Below are 16,841 nucleotides of genomic sequence, written 5' to 3' on the forward strand. Positions count from 1 at the left end.
GGATGCATTCTGTTCGCCGAGCCTGTTGAGACCAGTGGCTGAGAACTGGAAAGTAACCGATCGCGTGTTAAGCAGATCTCCCCGGATAAGGACATGAACTGTCACTGCGCAACTGCATCCTTTACGGTGGCCGTCAGATCACGTGGCTTCGTTGTCTTGTGCCAACTTGCCTCCAGCCTACGCCTCATAGGATGTTCTTGTTCATCAGCTCGCAGCTTTGCTAGCGGCTTCCTCCAGACCAGACCTCACGGGCTGGCCCTTGCCGTTCGCTAGTAGTTAGCGTTTAATCACAACAGGGGGTTCAACGGTGATCTTCCTACAGGGGACTTTCACCCCATAAGTTCATGCCCATGCCGGGCGTACACAAATGCTTCAAATGGGACGCCTACGGCGCACCTGATATAGGCGTTAGCTGGCAGGTCAGTTGATACCTCAAAATTACAATTTTACGATCCTGTTTTAAGAACCATCTATAATACTATGTCATCGATTTCCGATAGTTCTAGTTAGGTGTGATATGAAGTTTATAGGTTCTATGTGTGGGCATCCTAAGGAAAAAGCAAAATATATTTATTTTTTCATTTTTTTTTTATTTAGCACTTCTGCCACATGTACACCTCTTGATTTTCTAGTTTCATTCTCTCCTGCTATTCAGCTCCAGGAAGGTGATTTTTGCCAAGGAGTAAGAGTTTCCAAAGGTTATATTGCAAGCTCACCATCATGTATTAAAGAAATTAAAAACAAACTATCAAGTACAGTCGTTGGAGTCATTGATCATAATCAATCTCATATCGATGAAGTAATAGAAACTACTGAGATTAATTACATTGCCTCTGATGTATTGCTGGCTATAACCAATGATCAGGAACATTCTTACTTTTATCCAACGCACCATACTGTTGGTGAATTAATAGATTATAGCTTTTACTATTCATTTAATGAGAATGGAATATCGAGTCAAAATTATATAGAATTATCATTGCCAAATAATAATTATGACAGTCCAATTTATACTTTAACTTCAGAATTAACCTTGCAGCAAGGTACACCCATCTTTGATCAAAATAGCAAATTGATCTGCCTTGTTGCATCTAATGCACTCTGTAAGCCAGTGTCGTATGGTGTGACGCGCATAAAAAGAAATAGTGTTGGTGATGATGATGATAATACCATCTACTATAGTGTTGTGGCTGGAGTTACAGTTGCAGTTGCAGTTGCGGCCATTATTGCCACACAAGGAATAGTATTATCAATTTTGTATTGCAGGGCTAACTCAAGAGGCATGCCATGCAATGTTTTTTGGTCTGGTATTTTAGGCTGCAAGTACTGCGCCGAACCATATACTAAATATTGTTTTACGGGGGGGTGGCCTACCATGGCGTGGCATTGGATAGGAGATTATAATAGAGCAGATACTAGCAGTCAGCCTGATTATCAGGCTATCAATACTGACCCTTAAATCCGAAATTACTATAGAAAACAAGCAAAGCCAGCTAATCGGGTAGCCGGAGGTTTCTAACCTCCAGCCCCCACAACACCCTGCATGCGGGTCCGCACAGGGCGTTTCATTAAGAATGGTAAAGCTTGATCCATCCGTCCCGCAGTGAAAACGTGGTCGAAAAGATTGTCGCCAAAGGCTGGCTTCGTATCATCACGCTGAGTCACGTCATTACCGGGCGGCATTCGTGTATTCAAGTCTGACAAGGCTCCTCCTTTATTCTTAATGTTCAGGCCTTCGTCGTGTCCCGGCCATTACGCCGGGCATTTGACTACTATGCCTTCTGCTGACTTCTGCTTAATCACCAGCAGAGTTGCCTCTGACTGACGGCGCTATCGGTGGTCATCCGGTTTGCTCGAACAGGGGGATGCATTCTGTTCGCCGAGCCTGTTGAGACCAGTGGCTGAGAACTGGAAAGTAACCGATCGCGTGTTAAGCAGATCTCCCCGGATAAGGACATGAACTGTCACTGCGCAACTGCATCCTTTACGGTGGCCGTCAGATCACGTGGCTTCGTTGTCTTGTGCCAACTTGCCTCCAGCCTACGCCTCATAGGATGTTCTTGTTCATCAGCTCGCAGCTTTGCTAGCGGCTTCCTCCAGACCAGACCTCACGGGCTGGCCCTTGCCGTTCGCTAGTAGTTAGCGTTTAATCACAACAGGGGTTTCAACGGTGATCTTCCTACAGGGGACTTTCACCCCATAAGTTCATGCCCATGCCGGGCGTACACAAATGGTTTCAGTTCGTTCCGGGGCTTCGCCCCTCCACCCGACGCCGCCGTCGGCGGCGCGGCTGAACCAGGCGTTAAGTGTCGTGAATTCAGCGCCAAAGGTACAAATTTTTGCCTCTTCAATAAAATCTGCGGGTCATTTTTGGTTCAAGCAGCTTGCCAAGCACATGATATAAAGCGATTTCCGCACGTCTGTAGGTTATGAACCCGTAAGATTTTCTCGTAGTGAATTTTATTTTAGTGTTCAGCCCTTCCACTTTCCCGCTTGAATACGCCTTTCTTGCCTTAAACCAGTTCAGGATAAGTGGCTTGTGTCGTCGAACAGTTTTAGCCACCTTCTTCATTGGTTCTATCTTTGATCTCATGACTCTGATGCTCCAGCGATCAAGATATTTCCCTGCCCAATGTGGCGACACGTAATCCCAAAATAACTGAAACTCCTGAGTCAGTAAGTACCCTCGGACACTTTTCAAAGTGTTTCTGGCGAGCAAGCTTTATCGCTTTTGCCCTATGGTGCCACGCCAGTTTCAACTTGGTCACCTTCTCGGCAGGTAGCAGTTAGTTAGTTCAAACAAGATTGTTAGTTTTTTTGTTCTGTGCCGCTGGCGATCAGGCATTATCCTTTTTTCCCTATGCTATAGCGCCAGCACAAGCTATTGAGTTTTCTCAGTGGTTGGGGCAGGCTTGGTGTTTCTGGTTCTGCATGGTCACCTTCCTTGGCAGATGCCTGACAGAAAGCTCTCAGCAAGTAGCGAGCAGAGCGATTTTGAGCTTGGTGCAACCAGAAAGTTCGGAGTGAAAATGGCGCCTAACAAGTGGTTCAAGTTCGTTCCGGGCTTCGCCCTGCGGTGGCGCCGCTTAACCAGGCGTTAGCTCGCTCACGAAGTAATTTATAGTTCTTGGCCTCTTCTTCGCAAAATAAAGCAGTAATTCTTTAATACAGTTAGACCATTTTTAAGGAATGAATAAATATGAGGGCTTAGCGTTTTATAACTTTCAAGTTCATAACCTATACGATCATTTATAACTGAGGCATCCGTCTCGAAACGATCACACAATTTATCGATAGAGTTTTTTTCTTCTATTTCTTGATGGGAAACCAAATGAAAAGAGCTTGCAACATCTATCAGTCTTTCTTTTTTTTGTGACTCCGTCATAAGGCTCCAACGAGTACTTAATCTGCATAACGGATCATTAGTTTTTTTTGAGCACCAATCGCTATTACTTAAATCAGGTGCATCAAGCTTTCCAAGATGAACAACAAGTAATAAATAACTAATATCTAGAAAACTTTCCTCAAACTGTAAATTCATAGGGCAGCTTGTTTCTAAGTCTTCGTAATCTAAACCTTTATAGACTAGGTGTGGTTTTCCTAGCCTATTACCAAGTAATATTTTTATTACACTGCTTGGTGAATTTCTAGGTTCAATCGCAAAATTTATTTTTGAGGTTTGTCTATCAAACAAAATCATAATTTGTTTGCAAGGATTATCAATATTCCTAATCAACAAAGGAACTGGATCATTTATTGATATGAACAGTGTTATTAACATAAGAGCTAAAACATCCTCTTCATCTATTGGAAACTCTAGTTTTTTAAAATGTGACACGCCAGAAAGGGCTGCTTGAAGAAAAGCATCTAAATCAGGACTAGTCGGTGCTATTCTAAGAGCATTAATAACATCTGATTTTAAATCTTTATTCTTCTGACCAAGTGAGTTAATCACCTTAGATACGTAATAATCATCTTCGTCAATTTTTAAAATCATTGGATTACACTTTGTTTTTATCCGTTCAATATCTTCTAAAGTTTCTGGAAAAGAATGAATAGAAAAGGTAAGTGTAAGGAAAGTCAATAAATACCTTATAATCACACGATATCTAACAAACATACTTCAATCTCAAAGCAAGTATCTAAAAAGACAACTTAGGTAAGTTTTGGAGTCAACGCAAGCTAATCGGGTAGCCGGAGGTTTAACCTCCAGCCCACACAACACCCTGCATGCAGGTCCGCACAGGGCGTTTCATTAAGAATGGTGAAGCTTGATCCATCCGTCCCGCAGTGAATAGAGCCCCTGTGATTTCACAGCAATTCCCGCTGACCATTAATAAATGTTCGATCCAATAGATTATTTTGATGCCATTTATTCGGGCCGAACAACACCCGACTGCTTAATCAGTCAATCTGTCAGCAAGTTCTAAACACAGGAAATCAGGGCCACCAGTATCTTTGCTACGTGGTATCAACTACTAGGTGCTTTAAGCTGGCACTCCTGCCTTCAGTAATCGCTGCAAACACGTCTTCCCAGTTTTCGATGGTGAACCAGTCAAATAATCCCCTGATCGCATGCCATAGCGCTTTTTTGGACTTCTTTGCTTCAAGAGCCTGCTGGAAGAACTTGCAAGCCAGCTGCTCTATCTGGTCGATGAGGAAGGCGCTGAACGTCAGGCAGGCCAGATTGGTCGCCAGATGTTGCTTTCCGTGCCCGTAATTGTGTTCGAGGTGGTAGCCCTGTGTTATTAGCGTGTTAAAGGTTTCGTTCTCAATTTTCCACTTAGCGCGGCCTCCTCGCATGACTTTCGCCACATTCTCCTGAGTGAGTTGAATATCGGTTATCCATGTGTTGACGTATTTTTTGCCTTTCGGATCAGTTTCGACGTATTCGAGGTAGTTGACCAGTGTCTTTTTATGAGACTTATTGATGGAGACGTTGTTCACGAACCGGAACCAATGCTTATGACCCTTTTCATCGGTAAACTGATAGCGTTTCACTTTGTCAGCCTTATCCAGTTCGTCAACCGATTCATAAAGCGACGTATGCGAAGTGTCCTTTGCCACCATGATGAAGCTGTATCCGTGGGATTTCACCAGCTTGATGGTCGGGCCGTCGGAGTAAAGATCGTCGAAGTTCAGAACCAGCTTAAGGTGTGGGTGCTCTCTGGATATGTTTGACAGAAGTCGTTTCAACGCCGTTTTTTCACAGTCATTCTTTGAGGCATCCACCTGCTGAATAATGGGTTCCGGCATTAAAGGGAGTACTTCCTTTTTGCCCGGCTTTACCAGACAGCAAGCTAATAGCTGGTGATAGTACTGAGGATTCTTGCTACCTGGCTTTTTTACGCAGCATTCCGGGCAGTCAATTTTACCTGAGCTGAAATGTCCAGTTCCATCAATTGGCGCGAGATAGCCTTCGTCAAAATATTCGAACTGCCTGAGGCGCCCGGAGCGTTGAACAAAAGCAAACAGCCGGGTAAAGAACTTGCGGAAATAGCGAGTTTCAATGGGGTCAAGCATCTCCCGAAGGTAGGTGTCACAAGGGACTTGTCCAACTCTGTATAACGATTTCAGGTTACGTAACTTATCCGGTTTTTTTACACAATCACGGTCAAACTGAAGCAGTGACGGATACTTCAAGTGCATGACGGCAAGACCGCTCATGATGGCGTCATGAAGTGGAATTGAATCCTCATTGATTCNACTATTGATCGGAATCAATTAAGCGGGAATTGCTGGTGATTTCAGATAAGCCAGCGATAGCGCCTGATTAATACCCGGCGTTTTCGCGCTTCTCCACGGGCCTTTACTGCTTCGACCACAACCAACTGCCGTTCGGATTTCAACGCCAAGACGCATCAATTGTCTGATTTTAGTACGAGGCTTTCGCCACTGTCGCCAATCGCTATTATATGGTTATATGGGACATCCATATATTCCTACAGCATATTTGTATGGATGTTCTATTAATTTTTTCTTATTTTTAATCGCCGTAAAGGGTTGATTCACCTACAGTTTTCAGAAAACCTTCAGTTCATCACCCCTCCGACACAGATCCGTACATGCACTGCTAATGCATACGGCTCCTACCGTCAATCAGACACACAGTCGCTGATTTGGATATGGGTGTGTAAGCATGCTGCTCGGGATGAAGTATTTGATGAGCTTCGTCATCTTTGTCCACGTCAGGGTGTGGCGCTGGCTGCGCTTTCGCAGAGCCCTTAACCAGTAGCGGCAGATTTCCCTCCGAAAGAGGTTTATCGCTTTCAGGTTTCCGGGCACCGCAAAGTAGTTATTGTGTCCTTGTACGACACTTTTTAACCACTTCCCCTGCTCGAAGACATCCCTGTGACGATTTCTCAGCAAGATCTGTTTGATCTCCTTCAGCTTGGCTGTCAGCTTTTTCGCACTGGTAAATCGTTTTACCGTAAAGCCCCCATCTGAGCGCCTTGTGGAGCAGATATGCGTAAAGCCCAGAAAGTCAAATGTCTCCGGTTTTGGCCGGTTCTTCTGCTTTCTGTTACTTGTCGCAAATCGACCAAACTCCAGTAATCGAGTTTTACCTTTATTCAACTTCAGACCAAACTTTTCCAGTCGTCTGTGCAGTAACCCCGTAAAATGGAGCGCGTCTGACCGATACTGGAATCCCATCACACTGTCGTCCGCAAAACGGACGATGTAGCCCTCACCTCTGGCCTGCTTCCTGCGCCACTGGTGAGCCCATAGATCCAGAACATAGTGGAGGTAGATATTCGCCAGTAATGGGGAAATAACCGCCCCTTGAGGTGTTCCAAGTCTTGTTCTGATCTTTCGGCCATCGTCGACGACTCCAGCTCTGAGCGTCTGCTCTACGAGCCGGAGTATTCTTTTGTCTGCAATTCTGTGCTGCAGGAATTTCATCATCCAGCCATGATCGATTTGATCAAAGAACCGGCTGATGTCCGCATCCACTATCCAGCTAACCTTTCGGGTGGTAATCGCCATGTACACTGCGTCCAGTGCCTGATGTTGATTTCGTCCCGGCCTGAAGCCATAACTGAACCCAAGAAAGTCTGCTTCGTAGATTGCTTCCAGCACCCAGACCAACGCCTGCTGCACCACCTTGTCTTCTACTGTGGTTATCCCTATTGGACGATGATCGCCATCCGCTTTGGGTATCCAGATTCGAAGCACGGATTGGGGTTTATAGGCTTGGGTATGAATGCGTGTGTGAAGTGCTTGCACTCGTTCAGCCAGATTTTGGCCAAAGCATTGCCAGCTTTCACCGTCGACCCCTTTGGACGCTTTCCGGTTCAGACGATGGTATGCCTTCACTAGCAACTCAGGGGTAATATGATGAAGCAGGTTGTTGAATTGCAGCGACCGATCCCGCTTTGCTGCTGTATGTAGACGTGATAGCCCTGTCGTCCATCCTTCTGCACTCTGTGTTACAGTCTGGATCGGCTTGTCGCGCTCTTTTTGACGGTTAGTTCCCTTCGCTCCACCGGCTCCGCCGTGGTCTGGTGTGTTTACCTGCACTTTGTTCGCCAGTTTCCTCACTACTATGAAACTATCTGACTCCCTGCTTGCGTAAGCGTCCAGTCTTCGTCCACAGACTTCACCGAACCTGACCCACATGGAAAAGTGTGAATCACAGACAGGGTCTCCCGAGTTCCGCGCAAGAGACATCGATACATGCACCAGGTCTAACGACTCCGGAGAACCAACAAGGGCACTTGCAGTAACGCACTCTTGTTGTATTGCCTTCCCAATCACCCAACGTGGTCGGCGTTCTCGATAATGGTTTCGGAGCTCAATACTGAGCCTGCATCTTCCCCTGTCAACGCTTAACCATTGTCATTACTGACAACCGCCCATGACTCGGGGTTCCGGCGGCTTGCTAGACCTTACCGGATGAAGGGCTTTCACCTTCAATTTCTTGCCGATTTATCTCGGCGCACTGGATGTCCCTTTTACTTTTCCTTTTTACTTTTTACTTTTTACTTTTTGCCTGCTCCCGCATGCTGCTTGTAGACGACACAGGAGCCAGGCATGACGGCCAAAGCGGCTATTGCACAGTCATCGGTAATGACATCTTTACCGTGTTTGCCTCAACCGCCAGCAAAAGCCGCATTAATTTCCTGACCTTGCTTCAGGGGAAGCGTCGGTCTCACGTACTGAACCCCGTTGCACTCAGCTACATGAAACAGGTGGAGATGGCCGACAAATGGGTGACTACTCTGTCTGCTTATGGTGAAACCCACTTCCTGGACAAAGCGGCCTGGGAAGCTTTTTTGGATGACCACAAGCTGTTTGCCAAGGAGCAACGTCGCAAGGCGACAGAAGCGGTTCTCAAAGCGGGTCTGCTGAACAATGGCTTCCCGGAAGCTATGATTATCCACAGTGATGGGGCACGACAGTTTGATACTGTGTTTGCACACTCCCTGTGTTGGTTCCATGCCAGCCGCCCGCTGGCAAAGCTGATTCCTGCGAATAAACAGGAGCGAGCTGCCCGCGACTGGATGGAAAAGCAATTCTGGTGTTTATACGACGACGTTGAGGCCTATTGCCAGGCACCGACAGCAGGCAGGAAGGCTCAGATTGAGCAAGATTTTGATAGCTGGGTGACGACGCAGGTTAACTACACAGACCTTCGATCGATTCTGGGCCAGCTGCACAGGGCACGGGAGGAGTTATTGCTGGTTCTGGAGTATCCATGGCTGCCCTTGCACAACAACCTGAGCGAACGCCAGATCCGAGAGTGCGTAAAGCGGCGAAAGATCAGTGGCGGTACTCGAAGCTCACTCGGCAAAAGCTGCCGGGACACGTTCGCGAGCCTGAAAAAAACATGCAAACTACATGGAGTGTCGTTTTCTCGATATTTGAAGGATCGAATCTCAGGAACCGGTTTAATTCCCCAGCTGTCTGACATGATACGTCAAAAATCAGCTCAACTGATGGGTAGTCCTGCCTACGGTTTTTGAGCAGTTACCTTTCCGGTTCCTAATGGTGCTATGGTGAGACTGAACATGGATATGCCACGGACTTTTGATTAAAACCAATCCTCCGGAGTCGGTTCTGGGGTATCAGCCTCTAATTATCACTCCACCATTATTCCATTCTGGTGCAGTGAGCCCCCACAAAGCTGCACTAAGTCGTACCCGAAACCATTAAAATCGACGGGTTATTTTCATGAACCAGGCTTGGCTATTATAATCTTTATGCCCTCTCAGACCGTAGCCAATACGACCTTGCCATGAACTCTCTCCGGTTAAGAGCAACGCAACGCCTGTACTCCAGGTTACTTTATGAGGCTTAAGTCCTTCGGTGGTAAAATCAGGCAGGTCGCTATTAACCAAGGACGCCCTTAATTGTGGCTGATCGCCCGCTAAATTAGTGGTGAGGCCCCCGTAAAAACTAAAGTGTAACTGTTTCTTTTCCAACTCAATGGTACGATCAAGCTGTCCATTTAGCCCTATATTCATAGATTTTGTACTGAGGGATCGAACATCCAGATTGCTACCACCTGCTCCTGTTTCTTCATATCCATCATCCCGGGCGTGGCCATAACTCATTTCAGCATTGGCTGTTAAATTCCAGTCTTTAGATACCTTATACTTATGACTTAATGTTGCTGATATATTGGCAAACCAGCCTTCGTAATCAGATTTTGCAGTTTCATTTATGGAGCCAAATTGAATATTACGACTGCCTTTCATTTTGTTCTTCCCATAAGTGATTCGACCGTGCAGTCCGTTTTTATCACTTAGTTTCCAGCTCCCATAACCCTGAATCTGGTCACTCGTAATATCTGCTTCATGACGGTTTAGACTGTCTTTTCCTACTACCTCTCCTGTTGAGTGACTAAAAGCAATCCCCACTTTAATATTGGGTCGCCATTGTGTTTCTATACCAAACGCCATTCCGGAGGTAGACGTTTCATAGCCCGATATTTCACCTTGCTGTTTGTATTCAGATTTTTGTCCATAAGGCGCAATCCATAAGGAATGTGAATTAGCGACACCATAAACATCAAAGCTTTTCGCAGGTGTTACTGTATTTTTTGAGTCAAGAGACTGGACTGCGTTATAACCGGAAAATGAAGTGACTCCCGATGAATTCAAAATACGCTGGTTAACAATAGCTCCCAAACCCTGCTTACTGGCTGAACTTGATAATATTGTACTGCCAGAAAGCAGAGGCCCCATCTGTTCAACAGCATCAGCCACCTCTTCAGCACTCCCTAGAGAAAGCAGCTCGCCTGTTACTCTTTCGATAGAATCATGTAAATCAGACTGATTTAAATGATTTTCAAGATGAGCTCCTAATCCCTGAATGAGTTCTATATGAGAGCCTCCTTCATGCAGTAGAGGCAAAAGACTTCTCTGGCTTGTAAGAATATCAACAGTATTGGTTTCGGTATCTGCAACAGCCCTGAAATCCAGTAATGCGCTGTTATCAATAAGTGTAAGTTCATCTCCAACAATCAGATTAGTGGCACTAAGAACATTCTCTAATACGTCGCCATTACGGAAATTATCATCAGAAGTGATCGTTAAACCAATAACATTGTTCTGGCTTAAATCCGCAGTCCCATCAATAGTTAAACGTCCATAATTAGAGGCACTTTCGGCCTGAATCATTATTTGTCCATCCCCGGACTGGGAATAATCCCCTATTATCGTTGCATCCGCATTTGCAGCAATATTGATCGTTCCTTTATTCTGGATTCGTTTGTTTGTCGCCGCTTCGACGAATCGAGATTCTTCCATTGAAAAAGAATCTGTATTTGAAAAACTCATTTGTCCTAAAGGTGCGATCTGAAAACTTAAAACCCCTTCAAATCCTCCTTGATAATTGGCGACATTCATTTCACTATCAATACTCACATCAACGCCATTTCCTGACACTATAAAACCTTCTACGCCGCCACCTTTGATACTTAAGCTTGATTCAGATGAAATCATCCAAATACTACCGTACACAACACCAGAGTTTTCAAAATAAGAGCTACCAGAATCTTCAAAAAAAACCACATCACCACGAATGATGCCTTTGTTCATGACACCATCTCTCACTTCACTATGGATCCCTATGCCTTTATCAATACTTTCTGCCGATATTTCTCCCTTGTTAATCAAAGCACCATTAAATTCTACTTCGAGTCCAATAACAATACCTTTATCACCTTCTATCGATCCTTCACTTTCATTAACTATATCTCCGTTAATAGTACTGCCGTAGATATTTAAGCTAGATTCATTTCCATTTCCATTTCTACCAGAAATTCGGCCATCGTTTTGTATGGCTATTTCATTATCCAAAGATGGATGACTATCAATTGTTGTATCAAAAATATTTACCGATGTACCTTGGATGACACCATCAGCCGTATTATGGATACCATTAATGCAACTTCCTTCTGCAATTGAAAAATTATTACCTTCAAGGTCACCCAAAGTCCCGGAATTTGTAATCCCCCCTTTTATTTGAGCAGATGACCCAATATCGATACTCTTAACAGTGCCATTATTGGTAACACCACCCTCTGTTTGGCCATCAACTTTGATAGTTTCAATCATACCTCCAGAATTTACCTGAACACTCCCACCCGTACCGATAAGACAACTATCTGATGACAGGTCAGTACTGATTACATTCAATTCAGTGGCAACACACACCTCTGCAGCCGCTATTTTTGGAGAAGCAGTTGAAGCGTAAAACCCAAGGCAACATACAGTGAATATTGCTCTGCTCAGAGAAGTTCTCTGAAAGGGTATCTCTTTGCCCGTTGAATCAAACATTTTCTCTTCCTTGAGTCATGTAATTCAAGCAGCCAGTAGCCTGCCAAATTCTAAACCTAGAGTTCCAATCCGATGCTTATCGGCCACTTAATGTGTTTTTTCATAGAAACTCCTGTATAAATTAATAAGCACATGAAAAATCAGGGAAGGGTTTCTACATGGGTTACAAGTTGACGGTAGCTAGTTGGACCCCAGAAAACTTTATCAATATTGCTAACTTAGTCAGTCAACACCCGCCATTTAGTCAATATGGTTTTGCGGCCATGTTGTCTACTTTGAGTTCACAGTTACAACATAAGAGTCATATATGTGTGACGAAAGATGATCAGTTAGTAGGGTATGCCGGCTGGATGTTGACCAACACTACTGCGATCACTAACTGGCTTAATAATAATGAAGACCCCGTTCCTGACTGGGATCATCCAGAAGCTGCATTGGTAAATATTACGGTCAGTAATGAACGAAAAGCCATTGCTCAGTTAGTGCGTGGAATCTCCGACGGCTGTGCAGGCTTGCCTGTTTATCGAAAGCGAACCTTTCAGGGAGATCGAAAATCACACAAACGTCCTCCTATAATGGGGCGTAAGCAATTTTCTGCCACAGAGACAAAACAGCTAGAATTTCAGTCTGAACAACGACTCATCGAATTATTGACGGATGTTTATCAGCGGACAGATAGAAACATTCCTGCCAAGCCTTTTCCTATGACCTTTATTGATTCTCCGGAAGTGGCTTTTCAAATATTTAGAAATCATCAAATTTTTGAAAAAGATTATGATTTTCTGGAAGATTTTGCAAAAGGCCGGTTCAGTGCCAATGGTGAAGAATGGGAACAACGACAAGCATTAACGCAAACCTTTTATAGTAAAGCCACAGATTTAAAAAATCCTGATGCTGTGTATGATATTTACTGCCGACATCTGACATCGCACCCTATCCATTCACCTCAAGAGTTGTATAACGTCTTCCTATCTGCCGCTACGGAAGTCGTTTTACGGGCATTCGGTATAAGAGAAGATATTGGCTGGGACGCAAATCATGCCAATAAAATATTGAAATTACTGCAAATAAGACAAGCTATATCCTGGAGTCCGGCATTGAATTCCTTCTCGCAGGTGTCAGTCAAAGCGTTAAAAGAAGAACGAGTGATAACGGAAGAACGGTTTTTCAAATCTCCAGAAGGGGCAAAGTTTCTGAATATACTAGCTAAAAGCATGATGCTTTGCCCTTCATTCAGCCCTGTTGAAGAATTAGCTCAGAACCTGTTAGCTGCGACAGAAACAACGGCATCAAGCCTCAGCTGGGCAGTCGAATTACTGTCAAAACAACCGGAACTGCAACAGCATCTCCGAATCAATAATGATCCTGAATCTGTTGAGTTCAAAGGTTTTTTAAATGAGATGTGGCGACTTTACCCTCCTGTTCCCATTGTCACTAGAAAAGCCAATCAGGATTTCAAACAAAACCAAATGAAATTCAAAAAAGATCAACACATGTTAGTTTCTATTATTGGTCTCCATACGCATCCGGATTACTGGACAAACCCGTTAGTATTTAACCCTGAACGACCTGAATTCATGAATGATAGTTATGATCGAAAAGCGTTCTTGCCATTTTTGGCCGGAACAAGGAGTTGTGGCGGTAGAAAGCTGGGTAAGATGGAGGTAGAACAAGGTATCAGGGCTCTTCTACACTGTTTTGATTTAAAGCAAGATCCAGGGCCTAGTAGAATTAATTATGTGACAACATTGAGACCAGTTTTTTCATCGTCTTTTCGTTTAGACTCAAGATAAATTGCTACATAATTGTATTTCGGCATTAATTCAGCGCTAGCCAAAGGAATACCATTAATTCCCAGAAAGAAAATTAGACGATAAAAAGGGACATCCACATATTTCTTCGGACTTTTTTATGGATATCCTTTTTATTTCAGATTCGTTAGGAGCTCAAACCAAATTGTTATAAAACCTCACTATTAGTAGTTTACTGAAAGTAGCCTACAGGCTACACTCTCAGCATGAGCTACGAGATCGTATCGACAGAAACATTCAATAGGTGGCTTGCCAAGGTTAAGGATCGCCAAGCGAGGAAAGCTATAGCTATGCGGCTTACCCGTGCAGAAGCAGGAAATCTTGGTGATGTGAAACCTGTTGGTGGTGCGGTGAGTGAAATGAGGATTTTTGTAGGAAAAGGCTACAGAATCTATTTCACAATCCGAGATGGAAAGCTTGTGATTTTGCTCTGCGGTGGCGACAAATCCAGCCAAGCAAGAGATATAGAGCAAGCTAAAGAAATTTTAAACGACTTGGAGGATTAAGTTATGGGAGAGAAACTATCAGCTTTCAACCCAGTAGATTTCCTGCAAGGGGAAGACGAGATTGCTGAGTACCTGACAGAAGCATATCTTGACGAAGACCCCAGTGTTTTCATCATTGCTCTCGGTCATGTTGCAAAGCATAAAGGCATCAGTACATTAGCCAAAGAAACTGGCCTAAATAGAGAAAGTCTCTACAAAACTTTCAGCGGTAAAGTCCAACCCAAGTGGGACACCATTCATAGGCTTTTACATGCCCTCAACGTTCGTCTAGCTATTGTCGGTTAAATCCAGTTCCCTGCGCCTAACCAATATATAGGACATCCACATATGTCTTATTTTTATGGATGTCCTTTTTATTTGTTCCTTTTTATTTGTTTATTTGTTTTGTTTATTTGAAGTTGGTTTATCCCAAGGGCGCAGGTGCGCGGCTTGGATGAATACCTTGCTCGTGAAGCCAATAAAGAAGATGATTGTAAAGAGTGTTCCCGGGAAGGACCGTTTAAGAGTCAAACATTGCAGGACGAAACTGACCAGTATGGTCTAGGTAGACTTGGTCCCTATCCGGGCAAAATTGGCTGAAATACCTGAGGAATCGGGCTATACCTCAACCCAGGAACGAATCGATCAGGTATCAAGCTCTGATACAAGAAAACAGCCACTGGCTCGGTTGATGGAGTGGACGTGCTGTCAGAGTGGACAAAAAAGGCTCAGTCCCTTCAGGAATGCCAGCTATTCTTGAACGATCAGACATTAGTCTCGTTGAGTGGCTGAAACCATGGTCTGGTACAATCGTTCCTACTCTGGCTTGAGTCGATTGAACGCGATCATAAACTCGCTACGCATAGCGACAGTTTAACCTCTTTACTTAGGAGTTTTCCGATGCTTGTCTGCTCGTTTTTTCAACGCTACTACTCTGTCAGCCTTCTAAAAGAGTCATAAATAAAAAATTTTTCATTTTTTGCCTGACTTTTTGCTGTGACTAATGTACAAGGACGCGATGAAAACCCCTAAACGCATTCAACCATTTGTAGAAGCAGGTCTGGTTGACGAAGTCCTCCGCCGATTAATGAGCGGAAAAGAAGCCGATGTCTTTGTTGTACGTTGCGGTGACGAGATCCGCTGCGCCAAAGTTTATAAGGAAGCCGCCAAGCGCAGCTTCAAGAAAGCCGCTCTCTATCAGGAAGGCAGAAAGGTACGAAACAGCCGCCGGGCCAGGGCCATGGAAAAAGGGTCCAAGTTTGGTCGCAAGCAACAGGAAGAGGTCTGGCAGAATGCCGAGGTCGACGCACTGTTCAAATTGGCCAACGCCGGTGTCAGAGTTCCTCAACCTTATATCTGTCTGGAAGGTGTTCTGCTGATGGAGCTGGTCACCGATGGCGATGGTGACGTAGCCCCCAGACTCAGTGACGTCTCCATGTCTGAAGAACAGGCGCTTGAAGATCATGCCCTGGTCATGCATTACGTAAAACTGATGCTTTGTGCCGGCCTGGTACATGGCGACTTATCTGAATTCAATGTTCTTGTAAACGAAGATGGCCCCGTAATCATTGATCTGCCTCAGGCTGTCGATGCTGCCGCCAATAATAATGCGCGCAGTATGCTGGAACGTGACATCGAAAACATGAATCACTATTACGGCCAGTTTGCACCACAGTTGCTTAATGCCCGTTACGCTCAGGAAATCTGGCAACTTTTTGAAGATGGCGAGCTCACACCTGAAACTGAACTGACCGGGCAATTTGAGATCGATGAATCGGCTGCCGATGTTGATTCCATCATGGAAGAAATCAAAGCAGCCATGCATGAAGAGCAAGAACGCCTTGAACGTATCAGGGATTCAGATAACCCCGAGTAATTTTCTTACCAGCCCGTAAATGTCATAAAGTGTTGGGCCTCTCGCTCCACTATTTTTTCGCTGACACATGTTCTCATCATATTCACGCTTATTGCATGAACCTGACGAGAATATGTGGTCACAACGGAGAAAGAGCTAGCGAGAAGCCATCGAGCGATATTCATTTCTTTTCGTACACATCAGAAAACGAATTTCTCAGTACTTCCGCAGCCTTTTGCCTGAATCGAGTGGCTGATTATAGGTCACAGTAGGAATGCCGGTCACCCGACACCCCCTGCGCAGATCCGTACATACACTGCTAGCGCATACGGCTCCTGCCTCGAGTGCTTAACGTCAAACCGCTTTTCCGGCCATGGATGAAGGACTCTAACCTTTGGGAGCACAGTATTTACGAAAGCACAGAACTTCTTCCAGTTCAGTCGGCTTCGTTGACTACGCCGCTTCAGGCTTTTATACCAAATCTTTTGCACCGCTGTTCTGAAAGCATTTATCCTACGGCTATTGCCCGGAACTGAGAAGTAATTCATATGCCCTTGAACGACACGCTTCAACCACTTCAATTGTTCCAACACAGCATCGTGCCTGTGTTTAAGCAGGTAGGTTTTAATCCCTCGCAAAGTCGCTGGTTTCCCTCCTCCGAGCCTCTGTAGATTACTCTTGGTAAAACGCCCAAAATAAATAAGTCGGGTTTTATCCTCATGAAGAGTTAGCCCAAACTGTTTTAGTCGATTACCCAGTTCATTCAGAAAGCTCTTTGCATCCCATTCCGATTGGAAACCCAACACACTATCGTCGGCATAACGCACAACAATACCCCTTCCATAGGCGTGCCTCTTACGCCATTGGTTAACCTAAAGATCGAAGACATAATGCAAATACATAT

The 16,841-nt window shown here is 44.6% G+C and carries 11 protein-coding genes and 1 pseudogene; 6 read left to right on the forward strand and 6 right to left on the reverse strand.

Features of this window, described 5'->3' with window-relative positions; genetic code table 11:
• Positions 1-517 precede the first annotated feature (517 nt).
• On the forward strand, positions 518-1,459 hold the full coding sequence (locus GZ78_RS14010) for a hypothetical protein (protein WP_152558730.1): 942 nt from the start codon (positions 518-520) through the stop codon (positions 1,457-1,459).
• Positions 1,460-2,347: 888 nt separating this feature from the next.
• Here GZ78_RS14010 and GZ78_RS30990 read toward each other — a convergent pair.
• The 4 genes from GZ78_RS30990 to ltrA form a co-directional block, all read right to left on the reverse strand.
• The gene (locus GZ78_RS30990) at positions 2,348-2,719 is read right to left on the reverse strand and encodes a transposase (RefSeq protein ID WP_034837206.1); all 372 of its coding nucleotides are present in this window, start codon (positions 2,717-2,719) and stop codon (positions 2,348-2,350) included.
• Positions 2,720-3,118: 399 nt separating this feature from the next.
• Positions 3,119-4,084 (reverse strand): hypothetical protein, encoded by a 966-nt coding sequence (locus GZ78_RS14025; protein WP_236631567.1) that lies wholly within the window; start codon positions 4,082-4,084, stop codon positions 3,119-3,121.
• A gap of 377 nt (positions 4,085-4,461) precedes the next feature.
• The gene (locus tag GZ78_RS14030; RefSeq protein ID WP_152558732.1) at positions 4,462-5,667 is read right to left on the reverse strand and encodes a transposase; all 1,206 of its coding nucleotides are present in this window, start codon (positions 5,665-5,667) and stop codon (positions 4,462-4,464) included.
• A 432-nt stretch (positions 5,668-6,099) separates the two neighbouring features.
• Positions 6,100-7,671 carry a group II intron reverse transcriptase/maturase gene (ltrA, locus tag GZ78_RS14035; protein ID WP_201772715.1) on the reverse strand — a complete coding sequence of 524 codons (1,572 nt, stop codon included), beginning with the start codon at positions 7,669-7,671 and terminating at the stop codon, positions 6,100-6,102.
• A 275-nt stretch (positions 7,672-7,946) separates the two neighbouring features.
• Here ltrA and GZ78_RS14040 point away from each other — a divergent pair, with 275 nt between their 5' ends.
• The gene (locus tag GZ78_RS14040) at positions 7,947-8,966 is read left to right on the forward strand and encodes an IS66 family transposase (protein ID WP_051786188.1); all 1,020 of its coding nucleotides are present in this window, start codon (positions 7,947-7,949) and stop codon (positions 8,964-8,966) included.
• A 186-nt stretch (positions 8,967-9,152) separates the two neighbouring features.
• On the opposite strand, the gene GZ78_RS14045 is transcribed toward GZ78_RS14040, so the two are convergent.
• Entirely contained in the window at positions 9,153-11,786 is a 2,634-nt protein-coding gene (locus tag GZ78_RS14045) for an autotransporter family protein (protein ID WP_034837214.1), read from the reverse strand.
• Between the two features lie 158 nt (positions 11,787-11,944).
• On the opposite strand from GZ78_RS14045, the gene GZ78_RS14050 reads away from it, so the two are divergent.
• From GZ78_RS14050 to GZ78_RS14065, 4 genes are all read left to right on the forward strand, one after another.
• Positions 11,945-13,579, forward strand: a complete 1,635-nt coding sequence (locus GZ78_RS14050) for a cytochrome P450 (RefSeq protein WP_034837217.1) — start codon at positions 11,945-11,947, stop codon at positions 13,577-13,579.
• Between the two features lie 224 nt (positions 13,580-13,803).
• Positions 13,804-14,103 carry a type II toxin-antitoxin system RelE/ParE family toxin gene (locus tag GZ78_RS14055; protein ID WP_034837219.1) on the forward strand — a complete coding sequence of 100 codons (300 nt, stop codon included), beginning with the start codon at positions 13,804-13,806 and terminating at the stop codon, positions 14,101-14,103.
• A 3-nt stretch (positions 14,104-14,106) separates the two neighbouring features.
• Positions 14,107-14,388, forward strand: coding sequence for an addiction module antidote protein (locus GZ78_RS14060; RefSeq protein ID WP_034837222.1), 282 nt, complete (start codon positions 14,107-14,109; stop codon positions 14,386-14,388).
• 712 nt (positions 14,389-15,100) lie between these two features.
• Positions 15,101-15,958 (forward strand): PA4780 family RIO1-like protein kinase, encoded by an 858-nt coding sequence (locus GZ78_RS14065; protein ID WP_034837224.1) that lies wholly within the window; start codon positions 15,101-15,103, stop codon positions 15,956-15,958.
• Between the two features lie 260 nt (positions 15,959-16,218).
• Here the strand turns inward: GZ78_RS14065 and GZ78_RS30995 are convergent.
• Positions 16,219-16,791, reverse strand: a pseudogene (locus GZ78_RS30995) (hypothetical protein); the annotation flags it as partial.
• Positions 16,792-16,841 lie beyond the last annotated feature (50 nt).

This window comes from Endozoicomonas numazuensis (genome assembly GCF_000722635.1).
GTDB classification, from domain to species: domain Bacteria; phylum Pseudomonadota; class Gammaproteobacteria; order Pseudomonadales; family Endozoicomonadaceae; genus Endozoicomonas_A; species Endozoicomonas_A numazuensis.